Source organism: Pseudomonas wayambapalatensis, assembly GCF_049942315.1.
GTDB classification, from domain to species: Bacteria; Pseudomonadota; Gammaproteobacteria; order Pseudomonadales; family Pseudomonadaceae; genus Aquipseudomonas; species Aquipseudomonas wayambapalatensis.
Window position 1 is genome coordinate 1 of sequence record NZ_JBNFMU010000045.1, and the last position, 16,897, is coordinate 16,897.

15 protein-coding genes are annotated in these 16,897 nt (G+C 66.8%); 7 read left to right on the forward strand and 8 right to left on the reverse strand.

Annotated elements, in window-relative coordinates:
* Positions 1-75 precede the first annotated feature (75 nt).
* The 7 genes from ACPZMI_RS01220 to gshB form a co-directional block, all read right to left on the reverse strand.
* Positions 76-1,347: a dihydroorotase gene (locus ACPZMI_RS01220; protein ID WP_186665814.1), complete on the reverse strand. Its 1,272-nt coding sequence runs from the start codon at positions 1,345-1,347 to the stop codon at positions 76-78.
* A complete protein-coding gene (locus ACPZMI_RS01225; protein WP_054894843.1) occupies positions 1,344-2,348 on the reverse strand; it encodes an aspartate carbamoyltransferase catalytic subunit in 1,005 nt (334 codons plus the stop codon). The genes ACPZMI_RS01220 and ACPZMI_RS01225 overlap by 4 nt, the downstream gene beginning before the upstream one ends.
* 12 nt (positions 2,349-2,360) lie before the next feature.
* A complete protein-coding gene (gene pyrR / locus ACPZMI_RS01230) occupies positions 2,361-2,879 on the reverse strand; it encodes a bifunctional pyr operon transcriptional regulator/uracil phosphoribosyltransferase PyrR (RefSeq protein WP_186710250.1) in 519 nt (172 codons plus the stop codon).
* Positions 2,880-2,925: 46 nt separating this feature from the next.
* Complete coding sequence (gene ruvX, locus ACPZMI_RS01235; protein ID WP_054894841.1) at positions 2,926-3,351, reverse strand: Holliday junction resolvase RuvX; 426 nt, start codon at positions 3,349-3,351, stop codon at positions 2,926-2,928.
* Positions 3,351-3,920, reverse strand: a complete 570-nt coding sequence (locus tag ACPZMI_RS01240; RefSeq protein WP_186710248.1) for a YqgE/AlgH family protein — start codon at positions 3,918-3,920, stop codon at positions 3,351-3,353. Before ACPZMI_RS01240 ends, ruvX begins: the two co-directional genes overlap by 1 nt.
* A gap of 171 nt (positions 3,921-4,091) precedes the next feature.
* A complete protein-coding gene (locus ACPZMI_RS01245) occupies positions 4,092-4,991 on the reverse strand; it encodes an energy transducer TonB (protein WP_426351523.1) in 900 nt (299 codons plus the stop codon).
* An 89-nt stretch (positions 4,992-5,080) separates the two neighbouring features.
* Positions 5,081-6,034 carry a glutathione synthase gene (gene gshB, locus ACPZMI_RS01250; protein WP_186665819.1) on the reverse strand — a complete coding sequence of 318 codons (954 nt, stop codon included), beginning with the start codon at positions 6,032-6,034 and terminating at the stop codon, positions 5,081-5,083.
* A gap of 195 nt (positions 6,035-6,229) precedes the next feature.
* On the opposite strand from gshB, the gene ACPZMI_RS01255 reads away from it, so the two are divergent.
* The 7 genes from ACPZMI_RS01255 to trhA all read left to right on the forward strand — a co-directional run bounded on the left by ACPZMI_RS01255 (position 6,230) and on the right by trhA (position 16,112).
* Positions 6,230-6,631, forward strand: coding sequence for a response regulator (locus tag ACPZMI_RS01255; protein WP_065863864.1), 402 nt, complete (start codon positions 6,230-6,232; stop codon positions 6,629-6,631).
* A 47-nt stretch (positions 6,632-6,678) separates the two neighbouring features.
* Positions 6,679-7,044: a twitching motility response regulator PilH gene (gene pilH, locus ACPZMI_RS01260; protein ID WP_012274551.1), complete on the forward strand. Its 366-nt coding sequence runs from the start codon at positions 6,679-6,681 to the stop codon at positions 7,042-7,044.
* Entirely contained in the window at positions 7,041-7,595 is a 555-nt protein-coding gene (locus ACPZMI_RS01265) for a chemotaxis protein CheW (RefSeq protein ID WP_065863863.1), read from the forward strand. The genes pilH and ACPZMI_RS01265 overlap by 4 nt, the downstream gene beginning before the upstream one ends.
* A gap of 50 nt (positions 7,596-7,645) precedes the next feature.
* Positions 7,646-9,667, forward strand: a complete 2,022-nt coding sequence (locus tag ACPZMI_RS01270) for a methyl-accepting chemotaxis protein (RefSeq protein WP_370671316.1) — start codon at positions 7,646-7,648, stop codon at positions 9,665-9,667.
* A 10-nt stretch (positions 9,668-9,677) separates the two neighbouring features.
* A complete protein-coding gene (locus tag ACPZMI_RS01275) occupies positions 9,678-14,954 on the forward strand; it encodes a hybrid sensor histidine kinase/response regulator (RefSeq protein ID WP_426351524.1) in 5,277 nt (1,758 codons plus the stop codon).
* The gene (locus ACPZMI_RS01280; RefSeq protein WP_426351525.1) at positions 14,947-15,420 is read left to right on the forward strand and encodes a chemotaxis protein CheW; all 474 of its coding nucleotides are present in this window, start codon (positions 14,947-14,949) and stop codon (positions 15,418-15,420) included. The genes ACPZMI_RS01275 and ACPZMI_RS01280 overlap by 8 nt, the downstream gene beginning before the upstream one ends.
* A gap of 74 nt (positions 15,421-15,494) precedes the next feature.
* Positions 15,495-16,112 (forward strand): PAQR family membrane homeostasis protein TrhA, encoded by a 618-nt coding sequence (gene trhA / locus ACPZMI_RS01285; protein WP_186665821.1) that lies wholly within the window; start codon positions 15,495-15,497, stop codon positions 16,110-16,112.
* Positions 16,113-16,121: 9 nt separating this feature from the next.
* Here the strand turns inward: trhA and ACPZMI_RS01290 are convergent, their stop codons facing one another.
* Positions 16,122-16,841, reverse strand: coding sequence for a 16S rRNA (uracil(1498)-N(3))-methyltransferase (locus ACPZMI_RS01290; protein WP_426351526.1), 720 nt, complete (start codon positions 16,839-16,841; stop codon positions 16,122-16,124).
* Positions 16,842-16,897: the final 56 nt, after the last annotated feature.

The window sequence follows — 16,897 nt, forward strand, 5'->3', positions numbered from 1 at the left end:
ATCGCGGGGCAAGCCCGCTCCCACAGGGATCACACCTTCCTTGTGGGAGCGGGCTTGCCCCGCGATGGGGGTTGCTCAGGCTTCGTGGCAGACATGCCCATCGACCAGGGTGTAGCGCACTGCGCCCGGCAGGCAATGCCCGATGAACGGGCAGTTTTCACCACGGGAGAACCACTGCTCGCCGGCCACGGTGGAGGCGCTCGGGTCGAACAGCACCAGGTCTGCCGCACCACCGACCTTCAGCTCGCCCGCCGGCAGGCGCAGCGCCTGGGCCGGGCCACTGGACAGCCGTGCCAGCAGGGTCGGCAGGTCGAGCAGGCCGTCCTCGACCAGGGTCATGGCCAGCGGCAGCAGCAGTTCGACACTGCTGATCCCGGCTTCGGTGGCGCCGAACGGTGCCAGCTTGGCGTCGCGCTCGTGGGGCTGGTGGTGGCTGGAGATCGCCTGGATGACCCCCGACTTCACCGCCTCGCGCAGGCCGTCGCGGTCAGCCGGGGTGCGCAGCGGCGGCTGTACGTGGTACAGGCTGGAGAAGTCGCGCAGCGCCTCGTCGGTGAGGATCAGCTGGTACAGCGCCACATCGGCGGTGACCGGCAGCCCCAGTTGCTGGGCCTGGGCGATCAGCCGTGCACCGCGGGCGCTGGTGATCTGGGTGAAGTGCGCTCGCACGCCGGTCTGCTCGACCAGCAGCAGGTTGCGCGCCAGGGCCACGGTCTCGGCGGTTTCCGGAATGCCCGGCAAGCCGAGGAAGCTGGCCATGGCACCTTCGTGGGCCAGGCCTCCGGCTGACAGGTCGCGGTCCTGGGAGTGGAACACCACGGTCAGGTCGAAGGTGGCGGCATATTCCAGGGCGCGGGCCAGGGTCCGGTTGTTGGGGATCTCCTTGAGGCCGTTGCCGAAGGCCACGCAGCCGGTGTCGCGCAGGGCCACCAGCTCGGCCAGTTGCTCGCCTTCAAGGCCCTTGGTCAGGGCGCCGATCGGGTAGACCTTGCTGTTGGCTGCTTCGCGGGCGCGGTCGAGAATCAGTTCCGCGACGGCCGAGGTGTCGAGCACAGGTTTTGTCTGCGGCGGGCAGCACAGGCTGGTGACGCCGCCGGCCACGGCTGCGCGGGTCTCGCTGGCAATGTTGCCCTTGCGGCTGTAGCCCGGCTCGCGCAGGGCGACGTCCAGGTCGACCAGGCCGGGGGCGGCGACCAGGCCGTCGGCCTGAATCGTGCGGCTGGCGCTGAAGCCTGCTGGTGCGGCGCCGATGGCAAGGATGCGACCGTTTTCCAGGTGCAGGTCGGTGATCTGGTCCAGGCCGCTGCTGGGATCGATGACCCGTGCGCCGATGATGCTGATGGTCACAGGGCGTTCTCCTGGTCGAGTTGACGTTGCGCGTTCTGGCCGCTCATGGCCATCGACAGCACGGCCATGCGCACGGCGATGCCGTAGGTCACCTGGTTGAGGATCACCGAGTGCTTGCCGTCGGCCACCGCCGATTCGATTTCCACGCCCCGATTGATCGGGCCCGGGTGCATGACGATGGCGTCCGGCTTGGCGCCGGCCAGGCGTGCGGTGGTCAGCCCGAACAGGCGGTAGAACTCGCCCTCGCTGGGCAGCAGGCCACCGGCCATGCGTTCACGCTGCAGGCGCAGCATGATCACCACGTCGACGTCTTTCAGACCCTCGGCCAGGTCGGTGTAGACCTTGACGCCGTACTGCTCGATACCGATCGGGATCAGCGTCTTCGGGCCGATCACACGGATGTCCGGGCAACCCAGGGCCTTGAGCGCGAGCATGTCGGAGCGGGCCACGCGCGAATGCAGGATATCGCCGACGATCGCCACCGAAAGGTTTTCGAAGCTGCCTTTGTGCCGACGGATGGTCAGCATGTCGAGCATGCCCTGGGTCGGGTGGGCGTGGCGGCCATCGCCGCCGTTGATCACCGCGACTTCCGGGCACACGTGCTCGGCAATGAAGTGCGCGGCGCCGGAGTCGGAGTGGCGTACGACGAACATGTCGGCCGCCATGGCTTCCAGGTTGCGCAGGGTATCGAACAGGGTCTCGCCCTTGCTGGTCGAAGAGGTCGACACGTTCAGGCTGATCACGTCGGCCGAGAGGCGCTGGGCGGCCAGTTCGAAGGTGGTGCGGGTACGGGTGGAGTTCTCGAAGAACACGTTGCACACGGTCTTGCCGCGCAGCAACGGGACCTTCTTGACGGCCCGGGCGCCGACTTCGAGGAAGGAGTCGGCGGTGTCGAGGATCTCGGTGAGCAGTTCGCGGGGCAAACCGTCGAGCGAGAGGAAATGGCGTAGCTGGCCCTGATCGTTGAGCTGCAGCGGGCGCTTGGCGTCGAATGGCGTCATCGCGGGGGACTCTTAAAGGGCGGATGCGGGGGCGAGGTCCTGGCGCTCGAGGGCGAGCGGGGCGGGTCCGGTCAATTTTACCCGTTCATGGGCCGCCAGGGACAGCGTTGCGCCGAGCACATTCGGGCGGATCGGCAATTCGCCTGCATCCAGGTCGAGCAGGCAGACCAGGGTCACGCTGGCCGGGCGCCCATAGTCGAACAGCTCGTTGAGCGCTGCGCGGATGGTGCGACCGCTCATCAGCACGTCATCCACCAGCACCAGGTGCTGGCCTTCGATCTCGAACGGCAGCTCGGATGGACGCACCTGCGGGTGCAGGCCGTTCTGGCTGAAGTCATCGCGGTAGAACGACACATCGAGGGTGCCCAGCGGGCTTTGGTCGCCAAGCTCCTGCTGCAGCGCCTGGGCGACCCACACGCCACCGGTACGGATGCCGATGAAACGTGGCTCGGTGATGGCGCGGCGCGCCAGGTGGGCGCGAAGGTCGACGGCCATCTGCCGGATCAGGTCGGCGGGATTGGGTAGGCTCATTGCGTGCTCCTTGGGGCGCCGGTATCACCGGCGGCAAAGCGGATGGTCAGGTATTGGCCTCCAGCCAGCCCTGCAGCAGCAGTGCCGCGGCGATGGCGTCGACCGGGTTGTCGCGGTAGCTGCCACGCTGGCCGCCACGGGCCATCTGTTCGCCCTTGGCCTCGAAGGTGGTCAGGCGTTCATCGTGGGTGTGCACCGGCAGGTTGTAGCGTCCGTGCAGGCGGCGGGCGAACTTCTCCGCGCGTTCGCTCATCTCGCTGGGCGTGCCGTCCATGTTCAGCGGCAGGCCGACGACGATGGCGTCGGGTTTCCATTCCTTGATCAGTTTCTCGACCTGGTTCCAGTCCGGCACACCGTTCTGTGCCTTGAGCGTACACAGTTCGCGGGCCTGGCCAGTGATGACCTGGCCGACGGCGACGCCGATCTGGCGGGTGCCGTAGTCGAAGCCCAGCAGCAGGCGCAGCTCGGCCATCAGGCGTGCCCTGCCTGGCTGGTCAGCAGGCTGAGGTTGATCCCCAGGCTTTGCGCGGCGGCCTGCAGGCGCTGCTCGCAGGCCATGCCGAAGAGGATCTCGGGGTCGAACGGGCAGTTGAGCCAGGCGTTATCGGCCAGTTCCGCCTCGAGCTGCCCGGCTTCCCAGCCGGCGTAGCCCAGGGTGATCAGACTCTGCTTCGGGCCGACGCCCTCGGCGATGGCGAACAGCACATCCTGAGATGTCGACAGCGACAGGCCTTGCAGCTCGATGGTGGCCTGGTAGCTGCATTCGGCGCTGTGCAGGACGAAGCCGCGGTCGGTCTGCACCGGGCCGCCCTGGTAGATCGGGATCTGCAGGGTGCTGGCAGGCGGCTCCTCATCCGGGCGCAACTGCTCGAGGATATCGGCCAGGTTCAGCTCCTGCGGGCGATTGACCACCAGGCCCATGGCGCCGTTGGCGTTGTGCTCGACGATGTAGGTGAGGGTCTGGGCAAAGTTCGGATCGGCCATGTGCGGCATGGCAATCAGGAACTGGTGCTTGAGGTAGCTCGGCGTGAGGGTTTTCATGAGGGGTAGTGTGGCGTCAGGTGGCGAGGCTGACAAGCTGGCTGTGCTGTGTCCGTAACGGCCCCATCGCGGGGCAAGCCCGCTCCCACAGGTACTTCGCTGTATTTGCTATCTGCGGCGTACCTGTGGGAGCGGGCTTGTCCCGCGATGGGACGGTGCAGCCCGCACCGATCAGTTGCTCGACAACCGGTCCCCACGCGCGAAGCGCCAGGTGCGGATGATCTCCAGTCGGTCGAACTCCGCCAGATCCCCGGTGAACGGCGCAAACGGGGCCGCCAGGCGCACGATGCGCTGGGCGGCCTGGTCCAGCACCGGTTGCCCGGAGGATTCGAGCACCAGCACTTCATACAGCGAACCGTCGCGGTTGATCGACACCATCATCCGCAGGCTGCCGTACATCTGCTGGCGCCGGGCTTCTTCCGGGTAGTTGAGGTTGCCGATGCGCTCGACTTTCTTGCGCCACTCCTCTTTGTACCAGGCGCCTTTGTCGCGCATGGTCGAGGCGGCGTTGAGGCGATGGATGCGTGGACGCTTGGCATACAGCTGCTGTTCGTTGGACAGCTCGGCTTCGAGGCTGGCGATCTGGCTCGAAAGCTGCGAGCTGTCGAAGTCCGGCACAGGCGCGGGAGGCTTGGGTTGAGGCTTGCTTTCCTTTGGCGCGGTCTCGGCTTTCTGCGGTTTCGGCGCCTTGGTGGTCACCACTGACTTTTCCGGCGCCGCAGGCGTTTCCGGCCGGGCCGCAGGGGGTGGGGTGATCTTGTTGACCTTGCTGTCCTGGAACGGCGCCACCTCGGTGGTGGTGGGCACGGCTTTCTTGTCCAGGGTGCCACTGCCCTGCTGGTTGTCCTGGGCCTGGTAGTCGGCTTTTTCGGGCGGCTTTTCGCGCTTGAAGGTGGCCAGGGTGATGTCCATGGTCTGGCGGATTTCGGCGGGCTTGACCACGCTGAAGCCCACCCCGAGGATCAGCGCCAGGTGCACCAGCGCGGCCAGGAAAAGCGCGAAGCCGAGCCGGTCCACCGGGCGAACGCGCGGTGGCAGCAGGTCGGAGGGGATGTCGGCAGGCAGCGTCATCGGGTATCCAGCAACCGCAGTGGGGCAGCAGGTCGAGTGAAATGGACCGGCATCATACCCCACTCCAGGGTTTTGCTCCGCGTCGGCGGTCAGCGCGCCTTGAGCTTGCGATCAATGGCGTCCATCAGCTGGCCGCCGATATTGGTGTTGTAGGCCGCATCGATCTCGCGGATGCAGGTCGGGCTGGTGACGTTGATCTCGGTCAGCGAGTCGCCAATCACGTCCAGGCCGACGAACAGCAGGCCCTTTTCGCGCAGGGTCGGGCCGACCTGGGCGGCGATCCAGCGGTCGCGCTCGGTCAGCGGACGGGCTTCGCCACGGCCGCCGGCGGCCAGGTTGCCTCGGGTCTCGCCGCTGGCCGGGATGCGTGCCAGGCAGTAGGGCACCGGCTCGCCGTCGATCATCAGGATGCGCTTGTCGCCATCGACGATCTGCGGCAGGTAGGCCTGCGCCATGATCTGCTGGTGGCCATGCTGGGTCAGGGTTTCGAGGATCACCGAGAGGTTCGGGTCGCCCTGGCGGTGGCGGAACACCGACGCGCCGCCCATGCCGTCGAGCGGCTTGAGGATCACATCGCCATGGGTGGTGGCGAAGGCGCGCAGGATGTCGGCGCGGCGGCTGACCAGGGTCGGCGCCATGCACTGCGGGAACTGGGTGGCGAACAGCTTCTCGTTGCAGTCGCGCAGGCTCTGCGGCTTGTTGACGATCAGCACGCCTTCGCGCTCGGCCTGCTCCAGCAGGTAGGTGCTGTAGACGAACTCCATGTCGAAGGGTGGATCCTTGCGCATCAGGATCACATCCAGCTCGCTCAACGCGCTGTCCTGCTCATCGCCCAGTTCGAACCAGCGCGCCGGATCGGCGAACACCTTCAGCGGGCGCATCTGCGCGCGGGCCTGGCCGGCACCCAGGTAGAGGTCGCGCTGTTCCATGTAGAACAGGCTCCAGCCGCGCTCCTGCGCCGCCAGCAGCATGGCCAGCGAGCTGTCCTTCTTGTAGGAAATGGACGCGATGGGGTCCATGACAATCCCGAGGCGAACGCTCATGGGGTAATTCCTCTTGGCGGCAGGTGGCCGCGATGGCACGAAAGAAAAGTGGCTCAGGGTGGCGCCGGGAACGCGGCCGGTCAAGGGGGGAGGCAGATGGAATGCCTACCCGGACTGTGTTAAAAATGCCAGTCAGAGCGCTGCATCGCAGCCCTCGAGGTTTCATTCCTGGCTTGGCGATGGGTGACGCATTTCATGGAACAGCCCCTGAAGGTGATGGTGATCGACGATTCCCGCACCATCCGCCGCACCGCCCAGATGCTGCTGGGCGAGGTGGGTTGCGAGGTGATCACCGCCAGCGACGGTTTCGATGCCCTGGCCAAGATCGTCGATCACAAGCCGCGGATCATCTTCGTCGATGTACTGATGCCGCGCCTGGACGGTTACCAGACCTGCGCGGTGATCAAGCACAACAGTGCGTTCAAGGATATCCCGGTGATCCTGCTGTCCTCGCGTGATGGCCTGTTCGACAAGGCCCGCGGCCGGGTGGTCGGCTCCGATCAGTTCCTCACCAAACCGTTCAGCAAGGAAGAACTGCTCGACGCGATCCGTGCCCACGTGCCCGGATTCGCCGTGCAGGCACAACACGCACCCTGACCGCGCCCGCCCTGGCGCGGTCTTCATTTTCCTGATGGGGAAACCGTATGGCCCGAGTGCTGATTGTCGACGACTCGCCGACAGAGATGTACAGATTGACCGAATGGCTCGAAAAGCATGGCTACCAGGTGCTCAAGGCCAGCAACGGTGCCGATGGCGTGGCCCTGGCCCGCCAGGACAAGCCGGATGCGGTGCTGATGGACATCGTCATGCCCGGCATGAACGGCTTCCAGGCCACCCGTCAGCTCAGCAAGGACCCGGAAACCAGCGCCATCCCGGTGATCGTGGTCACCACCAAGGACCAGGAAACCGACCGCATCTGGGCCACGCGCCAGGGTGCCCGCGATTTCCTGACCAAGCCGGTGGAAGAAGACGCGCTGATCGCCAAGCTCAAAGAGGTGCTGGGCGCTTGACCACGCGCCCCCAGGGTGCGTCGCTGACCGCCTTCGAGCTGTTGCTGGACATCGACCGCCGCTGCCGCCTCTTGGTGGCCGACCAGCCGCTGCAGGACACGCGCCTGCAGCAGTGGAGCGGTATCGGCTTTCGCATCGCCGGGCAGTGGTTCGTCGCCCCCATGGGTGAGGTGGCCGAAGTGTTGCGCGAGCCGCGCAGCAGCCGGGTGCCTGGGGTGCAGCCATGGGTGTGCGGCGTGGCCAACCTGCGCGGTCGCCTGCTGCCGGTGATGGACCTGTCGGCGTTCTTCGGCCTTGGGCCGGCGGCCTCGGGCAAGCAGCGCCGCGTGCTGGTGCTGGACCATGACGACCTGTTCGTCGGCTTGCTGGTGGACGAAGTGGTCGGCTTGCAGCATTTCGACCTGAGCAGCCTGGAGCTGTCGCCGCCGCAACCACTGATCCGCGCCGCGGCGCGTTTCGTCCAGGGGCATTTCCCCCGTGAGCGCAACTGGGCGATCTTCAGCCCCTTCGCCCTGGCCCAGGCGCCGGGCTTTCTCGATGTGGCGTTGTAGAGGACCCTGCGACAGTGAACAAGCCCGCTCCAACCGTCGTTCCCGAAGCCGTGGCCCAGCGCCCGCGCAGCACGGCGCAGATCACCGTACTGTTCGTGGTGCTGATCCTGTCGATCGTGCTGCTGTTCGCCAACTTCGCCTACCTCAATACCCAGTCCAACCACGACAAGCAGTACATCGGCCATGCCGGCGAGCTGCGCGTGCTGTCCCAGCGCATCGCCAAGAACGCCACCGAGGCGGCGGCGGGCAAGGCCCTGGCGTTCAGGCTGCTGTCCGATGCCCGCAACGACTTCGAGCGCCGCTGGAAGTACCTGCGCGAGGGTGACAAGGCCACCGGCCTGCCGCCCGCACCGGCCACGGTGCGCGACGAAATGGACGCGGTGCGCCAGGACTGGGAGAACCTGCGGCGCAACACCGACACCATCCTGGCCAGCGAGCAGACCGTGCTGTCCTTGCACCAGGTGGCGGCAACCCTGGCCGAAACCGTGCCCCAGTTGCAGGTCGAGTACGAAAAGGTAGTGGAAATCCTGCTGCAGAGCGGTGCACCGGCCAGCCAGGTGGCCGTGGCCCAGCGCCAGTTGCTGTTGGCCGAGCGGATTCTCGGTTCGGTCAATACCGTGCTGGCCGGTGACGATACCTCGGTGCAGGCCGCCGACACCTTCGGCCGTGATGCCAGCCGCTTCGGCCAGGTGCTCGAAGGCATGCTCGGCGGCAATCCGGCGATCCAGGTGACCCGTGTCGAAGACCCGGACGCCCGCGCGCGCCTGGCCGAGATCGCCGAGCTGTTCCAGTTCGTTTCCGGCTCGGTCGACGAAATTCTCGAAACTTCACCGGAACTGCTGCGGGTGCGCGAGGCGGCGAGCAATATCTTCAGCCTGTCGCAGACCCTGCTCGACGAAGCCTCGCACCTGGCCAACGGTTTCGAGAACCTCGCCGGGCGCACCCTCGATACCGTCGGCGGCTACGTGCTCGGCCTGCTGGCGCTGGCCTCGATCATCCTCATCGGCCTGGTGATGGTCCGCGCCACCAACCGGCAACTGCGCGACACGGCGGAGAAGAACGAGCGCAACCAGCAGGCGATCATGCGCCTGCTCGATGAAATCGAAGAGCTGGCCGATGGCGACCTGACCGTCACGGTGTCGGTCACCGAGGATTTCACCGGCGCCATCGCCGACTCGATCAACTTCTCGGTAGACCAGTTGCGCGACCTGGTGGCGACCATCAACCACAGTGCCGAGCAGGTTGCCGCTGCGGTGCAGGACACCCAGAACACCGCGCGCCAGCTGGCCAAGGCCTCGGAACACCAGGCCGACCAGATCAGCGAAGCGTCGCTGGCGGTGGGCGACATGGTCGAGTCGATCGACCGGGTTTCCGCCCACGCCTACGAGTCGGCCAAGGTCGCCGAGCGCTCGGTGGCCATCGCCAACAAGGGCAACGAGGTGGTGCACAACACCATCCATGGCATGGACAACATCCGCGAGCAGATCCAGGACACCGCCAAGCGCATCAAGCGTCTGGGCGAGTCTTCCCAGGAAATCGGTGACATTGTCAGCCTGATCGACGACATTGCCGAGCAGACCAACATCCTGGCCCTCAATGCGGCGATCCAGGCCTCGCTGGCGGGTGAGGCCGGGCGCGGCTTCGCCGTGGTCGCCGACGAGGTACAGCGCCTGGCTGAACGCTCGTCGTCGGCGACCCGACAGATCGAAGCACTGGTGCGGACCATCCAGGCCGATACCAACGAAGCGGTGATCTCCATGGAGCAGACCACCGCCGAAGTGGTGCGCGGTGCGCGTCTTGCCCAGGACGCCGGCGTGGCCCTGGCTGAAATCGAGGGCGTGTCGCAGAACCTGGCCGAGCTGATCCACAGCATTTCCGACGCGGCGCAACTGCAGACATCCTCGGCCGGGCAGATTTCCCACACCATGGCGGTGATCCAGCAGATCACCGCGCAGACCTCCGCCGGTTCCGGCGCTACCGCCGACAGCATCCGTCACTTGGCCAGAATGGCCAGCGAGATGCGCCGTTCGGTGTCTGGTTTCACCCTGCCGGCCCCGGCCGAGCGGCGCTGAGGAGAGGCCGATGGCCGTTACGGCAATGAGCCCCGAACGTCACGACACCGTCGCCCTGAGCTGGACCAAGGCGGCCATCGCCGATTGCCTGGGCCAGGCGCGCCAGGCGCTGGAGCGTTTTTCCAGCGAGCCGGGCGACCCGGCCTTGCTGGGGTTCTTCGTCGACAACCTGCATCAGGTGCAAGGGTGCCTGACGATGCTCGAGCTCAATGGCGCAGCGCGTCTGGCCGAGGAGCTGGAGTTGCTCGGGCGCGCCCTCTTCGAGGGCCAGGTCAGCCCGCGTGGCGATTGCCTGGGCGCGCTGTTCCGCGGCCTCGAGCAATTGCCGCCCTATCTCGAGCGCCTGCGGGGTGCGCGCCACGACCTGCCGTTGGTGGTGTTGCCGTTGCTCAACCAGTTGCGCCTGTGCCGTGGCGCCGAGCCGCTGGCCCAGGACAGCCTGATGGGAGAAGCGGCGCAGCGCCTGGCGGGGGCCAACGATCTGGCCAACCTCGACCTGTCGCTGGGCAACTGGCGCGACCAGTTGCAGGCCGGCCAGGGCCGCGATGCCCTGCGCTCGGTGATCACTGCCCTGTGCGACGACCTGGTGCGGATCAAGGAGCGGCTCGACCCGTTCGTACGGGGGGATAACGAGCAGCGCGACCCGCTCGATGTGCTGGTCGCGCCGCTGCGCCATGTGGCCGATACCCTCGCAGTGCTGGGTTTCCAGCAGCCGCGCCGGGTCATCATCGATCAGGTGCTCGCCTTGCAGGCCCTGGCCCAGGGCGAACGTGCCGTGGACGATGCGGTGCTGATGGATGTGGCCGGTGCCCTGTTGTACGTGGAGGCGACGCTCAACGGCATGGTCGGCGGCCTTGCCGAGGGCCTGGAAAGCGGCATGCCCGGCTCGGACGTGACCGAGATCCGCCAGCGGGTGTTCGAGGAGTCGCTCTCGGTGTTGCAGCAGGCCAAGGACCTGATCGGCGACTGCCTGGAATCCGGTTGGCCACGCCAGCGTCTGCAGCCCCTGCCGGGCCTGCTGCAGCAGGTGCGTGGTGCGTTGGCGATGCTGATGCTGCCGGCCGCCTCCGAGGTCTTCGGAGTGTCGGCCGACTATGTGCAAGGTTGGCTGTCGCACCTCGATCAGGAGCCCCCGGAGCAGGAGTTGACCCACCTGGCCGAGGCCTTGAGCGCCGTGGAGTGCTACCTGCAATGGCGTGTCGCCGATCCGCTGGCAGATGCCCAGCGTTTCCTCGACATGGCCTTTGCAAGCCTGGCCGCGCTGGGGCTGCGCTGCAGCCACGAGGCCGTGAGCGCCACCGCGCAGATACCGGATGACGGCATCGACGACGAGTTGCGCCAGGTGTTCCTCGAAGAGGCCGGCGAGCTGTTGCCGGAGATCGAGCGCCAATGGTTGCGCTGGCGCGCCGACAATCAGCAGCGCGAGGCGTTGATCGAATTGCGCCGTGCCCTGCATACGTTAAAGGGCAGCGGGCGGATGGTGCACGCAGGTGCCGTGGCCGAGCTGGCCTGGGCGGCCGAGCATCTGCTCAATCGTGTGCTGGAAGGGCGCATCGTACTGAGCGGCGAGGGCGCTGTGGCCCTGCAGCAGGCCCTCGTCCACCTGCCCGATCTGCTCGCCGACTTCGCTGCCGGCCAGATACCTCGGTTGGCCGATGTCGAGCAGCTCAGCGGCCACTTGCATGTCCTGGCTGTCAACGACAAGGCGCCGGCCAGTGCCGATGACGGGCTCGACCCGCACCTGCTGGAGATTTTCCGCAACGAGGCCCAAGGCCATCTGGCCAGCCTCGACAGTTTCCTCACGGCTGCCGATGGCAAGGACACCCCGGTCAGCGACAGCCTGCAACGCGCGCTGCATACCCTCAAGGGCAGTGCGGCCATGGCCGGGGTGATGCCGATCGCGGAGCTGGCCACCGCCTTCGACCGCCTGGCGCGTGAATACAAGGCGCACCAACTGCCGCTGGAAGTGGCGGATATCGAATGGCTGGAAGCGTCGCGCCGCCTGTTCCAGCTGGGCCTGGCCCAGCTTGAGCGCACACCGCTGGCACCGATTCCTGGCGCTGCGCAACTCATCGAGCAGGTCGGCGAAGCGGTGGATGCGCGCCTGGCGGTGCTGCAGGACGGGGCGCCGCACACCCGCCGTAGCCGCCGGGATCCGCAACTGATCGCCAGTTTCCTGGCCCAGGGGATGGATATTCTGCTCGATGCCGAGTCGCTGTTGTCGCGCTGGCAGGAGCACCCGCGCGAACGCCAGGAGCTGGACACGCTGCTTGACGAGCTGACGACCCTGGCCCACGGCGCGCACCTGGCCGATTTCTGGCAGGTGGATGAGCTTTGCGAAGCGCTGCTCGATCTGTACGGGGCGGTGGAGGAAGGCAGCCTGGTCGCCGACGGGCATTTCTTCTCCCAGGCGCGGCAGGCCCATGAAGCCCTGATCGACATGCTCGACGAGATTGCCGCGGGGCAGGAAGTCACCCCGCGCAACGAGTGCCTGGATGGCTTGCGTTCGTTGCTGGACGGGGCGCTCGACCCGGCGGCAACCGGGCTGGTGGGCGAGCAGGGCGTGACCCCGCTGGCCACTGCCATGGACCTGCCGGAGCCGGCAGTGGTGCAATTGTTCCTCGAAGAGGCCGGCGACATTCTCGACAGCGCCGACCAGGCTTTGCAGCGCTGGCGGCAGGAGCCTGACGGCAGTTGCGCGGTGTCCGCGCTGCAGCACGATGTGCAGACCTTGCGCGGCGGTGCGCAGATGGCCGCGATTGGCGCCATCGAGGTGCTCGCCCAGGAGCTGGCGTTGCTCTACGAAGGCGTGGTCGACCGCCGATTGGGCGCCAGCAAGGCACTGTTCGAGCTGCTGCAGCGCAGCCATGCGGCGCTGGGCCAGATGCTCGAAAGCCTGCGCCAGGGCCAGGTGCCGTCTTCGGCGGTGGCACTGCTTGGTGAGTTGCGTGAGTTCCGCCATGCGCCAAGCAGCGAGCCGGAGGGTGCAGAAACCCCCGGCGACAAGGAGCTGCTGGAAGTCTTCCTCGAAGAAAGCTCGGACATCGTCGAAAGCGCTGCAGCTGCATTGGCGCGCTGGCAGGCCGATCCGCGCAGCAGTGTTGAGGTGGAAAACCTGCTGCGCGACCTGCACACCCTCAAAGGCGGCGCGCGCATGGTGGAAATCGCCGCCATCGGCGACCTGGCCCACGAGCTGGAATTTCTCTACGAGCTGCTCGCCGCTGGCCGCCTGCCACCGACGCCTGCGCTGTTCAGCCTGCTGCAGAACTGCCACGACCGCCTCGCGCACATGCTCGACGCCGTGCGCCTGGGGCAGCCGCTGCACGCCGCGACGGCGCTGATCGACTACATCCGCAACTTCTCCAGCGCGGCGCTGACCGACAGCGCTGCCGGCCAGCCGCCGGTGGAGGCCGCGCCGCTCGACGTACCGGCCGCCGCACCGGAGCGCGCGCCCGGTGACATGGTCAAGGTCGATGCCGAGCTGCTCGACGACCTGGGCAACCTGGCCAGCGAGCATGCGATCATTCGTGGTCGCATCGAGCAGCAGGTCAACGATGCACAGTTCGCCCTGAGCGAAATGGAAACCACCCTGGAGCGCATGCGCGACCAGTTGCTGCGCCTGGACAACGAAACCCAGGGCCGCATGTCCAGCCGCTGGCAGGCCGAGGGCGACGCCTACGACGACTTCGACCCGCTGGAAATGGACCGTCACTCGCAGTTGCAGCAGCTGTCGCGGGCGTTGTTCGAGTCGGCTTCCGACCTGCTCGACCTCAAGGAAACTCTTGCCTTGCGCGCCCAGGAGGCGCACGGCCTGCTGCAGCAGCAGGCGCGGGTCAACAGTCAGTTGCAGGAAGGCCTGACCGCCACCCTGATGGTGCCTTTCGAGCGCCTGGTGCCACGCCTGCAGCGCGTGGTGCGGCAGGTGGCGAGCGAGCTGGGCAAACAGGTCGAACTGGTGGTCGGCAACGCCGAGGGCGAGCTGGATCGCAGCGTACTGGAGCGCATGGTCGCGCCACTGGAGCACATGCTACGCAATGCTGTCGACCATGGCCTTGAACCGCGCGAGGTGCGCCTGGCGGCAGGCAAGCCGGAGCAGGGCACCATCCACCTCAATCTGCTGCACGAGGGCGCCGATATCGTCATCGAGATGAGTGACGACGGTGCCGGGGTGCCGCTGGAGGCGGTGCGCAAGAAGGCCATCAAGCGTGGCCTGCTGGCGCCGCAGGCGCAGCTCAGCGATCACGAGATCCTGCAGTTCATCCTGCGTCCGGGCTTTTCCACGGCAGAGAAGATCACCCAGATTTCCGGGCGCGGGCTGGGCATGGACGTGGTCCATGAAGAGGTCAAGCAGTTGGGCGGCTCGATGAGCATCGAGTCCAGCCCTGGCAAGGGGGCACGCTTCCAGATCCGCCTGCCGTTCACGGTGTCGCTGAACCGGGCACTGATGGTGCACCTGGGCGAGGAACAGTACGCCATCCCGCTCAACACCATCGAGGGCATCGTCCGCGTGCCGCCCGCCGAGCTCGAGGCCTGCTACCAACTGGACCCGCCACGCTATCGCTATGCTGGGCACGCCTACGACCTGCGCTACCTGGGCGAGCTGCTGCAGGATGTCGCTCGGCCGCGCCTGCTGGGGCAAAGCCTGCCCTTGCCGGTGCTGCTGGTGCATGCCCAGGAGCAGTCGTTCGCGATCCAGGCCGATGGCCTGTCGCCGAGCCGCGAGATCGTAGTGAAAAGCCTGGGGCCGCAGTTCGCTGCGGTGCCGGGGTTGTCGGGTGCGACCTTGCTCGGTGATGGGCGGGTGGTGCTGATTCTCGACCTGCTCGGTCAGCTGCGTGGCCAGCAGCGGCGCCTGGCGCGGTTGCCGGTGGGCGATGGCGAGCGGCGCCAACTGTTCGGCCCGGCAGCGCGGCGGCCGTTGCTGGTGATGGTGGTCGACGACTCGGTCACCGTGCGCAAGGTCACCAGCCGCCTGCTGGAACGTCATGGCATGAGCGTGTTGACCGCCAAGGACGGGGTCGATGCCATGGCCCTGCTGGAGGAACACCGCCCCGACGTGCTGCTGCTGGACATCGAAATGCCGCGCATGGACGGCTTCGAAGTGGCGACGCGGGTGCGGCGCGACAACCGACTGCACGACCTGCCGATCATCATGATCACCTCGCGTACCGGTCAGAAGCACCGCGACCGAGCCATGGCCATCGGCGTCAACGAATACCTCGGCAAGCCTTACCAGGAGTCGCTCCTGCTGCAGAGCATCGCCCACTGGAGCAAGCCCCATGCTTGAACATATCGCCGGCCAGCGCAGCAGCCTCACCGGCCTGTTGCTGCCCCTGGGCGACCGCACCCTGGTGCTGCCCAATGTCGCCGTCGCCGAGCTGATCGGTGAGCGTGCGTTCGTCTGCGAGCGGCACCAGCCGGCCTGGCACATGGGCTGGATCGACTGGCGCCAGCAGCGCTTGCCGCTCATCGGCTTCGAGGCGGCCTGTGGGGGCGAGACGCCTTGTGGCGAGCGGGCGCGGATTGTCGTGCTCAACGCCCTGGGCGATACCGGGCTGCGCTACCTGGCGGTGCTGCTGCAGGGGATTCCGCGCTCGTGCAAGCTCGACAGCCAGTTGAACTATGTGGACGTGCCACTGGGGGCACTGGAGCTGGCGGCGGTGCAGGTGGGCGATCAGGTGGCGCGGGTGCCTGACCTGGCGGCGCTCGAGCGGCTGGTGCGTGACGCGGATCTGCAACCTTTGGTGCAGTAGGATGGTGCTCTTGCGGGCCCTATCGCACCACTGCCTGTCAGGAACCCATTGACCTTGTGGAGGTCAGACTCTGCATGTACTACGGTGAACGCTTCAATGCCTGGACCCACCTGGTCGGTGCCGTCCTGGCCTGTATCGGTGCCATCTGGCTGATCGTCGTCGCGGGCTTGCAGGGCGACCCCTGGAAGATCGTCAGCTTCTCCATCTACGGCTTTACGCTGCTGTTGCTCTACAGCATTTCCACGCTTTATCACAGCACGCGCGGCCGGGCCAAGGTGGTCATGCGCAAGCTCGATCATCTGTCGATCTACCTGCTCATCGCCGGCAGCTATACACCGTTCTGCCTGGTCAGCCTGCGCGGGCCCTGGGGCTGGAGCCTGTTCGGTATCGTCTGGGGGCTGGCGGTGATCGGCATGCTGCAGGAGATCAAGCCGCGCTCCGAGGCGCGGGTGCTGTCGATCATCATCTACGCGGTGATGGGCTGGATCGTGCTGGTGGCGGTCAAGCCGCTGCTCTACAGCCTTGGCGGCGCCGGCTTTGCCTGGCTGGCGGCCGGCGGCGTGCTGTACACCGTCGGCATCATCTTCTTCGCCTTCGACAGCCGCTTTCGTCACTGGCACGGCATCTGGCACCTGTTCGTCATCGCTGGCAGCCTGATGCACTTCGTCGCGGTGTCCTTCTATGTGCTCTAGGGGCTGAGCCTAGAAATCGCCCCACAGCTGCTGCGCCACCGATAGCGCCACCACCGGCGCCGTCTCGGTGCGCAGTACGCGGGGGCCGAGGCGGGCGGCGTGGAATCCGGCGCCCTTGCCCTGATCGACTTCGGCATCGCTCAAGCCACCCTCAGGTCCGATCAGGAAGGCCAGGCGCATCGGTTTGTCATGGCTGGTCAGCGGCTCGGCCACCGGGTGCAGGACCAGCTTGAGCTCGGCCTCGCAGTCTTTCAGCCATTCGGCCAGGGTCACCGGCGGATGGATCACGGGCAGGGTGGAGCGTCCGCATTGTTCGCAGGCGCTGATCGCCACCTGGCGCCAGTGGGCCAGGCGCTTGTCGGCGCGCTCGTCTTTCAAGCGCACTTCGCAGCGCTCGCTGACGATCGGGGTGATTTCGTTGACGCCCAGCTCGGTGGCCTTCTGGATCGCCCAGTCCATGCGCTCGCCGCGGGACAGTCCCTGGCCGAGGTGGATGTGCAGCGGCGAGTCGGGCTGGCCGGGCAGGGCCTGGTCGAGGCTGACGCGCACGGATTTCTTGCCCACTTCGAGCAACTGGCCGAGGTATTCCTGGCCGCTGCCGTCGAACAATTGCACGGCGGCGCCGGCGGTCATGCGCAGCACGCGGCCGATGTAGTGGGCCTGGGCCTCGGGCAGCTCGTGCTCACCAAGGCTTAGCGGGGCGTCGATGAAGAAGCGGGACAGTCTCATGGTTTGGCTCGGAATAGGGGGGGCGGGGACATCGTCCTCTGTAGGAGCGGGGGGGG

What these genes read in the sequence shown, in the direction of transcription:
- ACPZMI_RS01225 (WP_054894843.1), bottom strand. Translation starts at nt 2,348, where the DNA reads ATGACGCCATTCGACGCCAAGCGCCCGCTGCAGCTCAACGATCAGGGC.
- pyrR (WP_186710250.1), bottom strand. Translation starts at nt 2,879, where the DNA reads ATGAGCCTACCCAATCCCGCCGACCTGATCCGGCAGATGGCCGTCGAC.
- ruvX (WP_054894841.1), bottom strand. Translation starts at nt 3,351, where the DNA reads ATGGCCGAGCTGCGCCTGCTGCTGGGCTTCGACTACGGCACCCGCCAG.
- ACPZMI_RS01240 (WP_186710248.1), bottom strand. Translation starts at nt 3,920, where the DNA reads ATGAAAACCCTCACGCCGAGCTACCTCAAGCACCAGTTCCTGATTGCC.
- ACPZMI_RS01245 (WP_426351523.1), bottom strand. Translation starts at nt 4,991, where the DNA reads ATGACGCTGCCTGCCGACATCCCCTCCGACCTGCTGCCACCGCGCGTT.
- gshB (WP_186665819.1), bottom strand. Translation starts at nt 6,034, where the DNA reads ATGAGCGTTCGCCTCGGGATTGTCATGGACCCCATCGCGTCCATTTCC.
- ACPZMI_RS01255 (WP_065863864.1), top strand. Translation starts at nt 6,230, where the DNA reads ATGGAACAGCCCCTGAAGGTGATGGTGATCGACGATTCCCGCACCATC.
- pilH (WP_012274551.1), top strand. Translation starts at nt 6,679, where the DNA reads ATGGCCCGAGTGCTGATTGTCGACGACTCGCCGACAGAGATGTACAGA.
- ACPZMI_RS01275 (WP_426351524.1), top strand. Translation starts at nt 9,678, where the DNA reads ATGGCCGTTACGGCAATGAGCCCCGAACGTCACGACACCGTCGCCCTG.
- ACPZMI_RS01280 (WP_426351525.1), top strand. Translation starts at nt 14,947, where the DNA reads ATGCTTGAACATATCGCCGGCCAGCGCAGCAGCCTCACCGGCCTGTTG.
- trhA (WP_186665821.1), top strand. Translation starts at nt 15,495, where the DNA reads ATGTACTACGGTGAACGCTTCAATGCCTGGACCCACCTGGTCGGTGCC.
- ACPZMI_RS01290 (WP_426351526.1), bottom strand. Translation starts at nt 16,841, where the DNA reads ATGAGACTGTCCCGCTTCTTCATCGACGCCCCGCTAAGCCTTGGTGAG.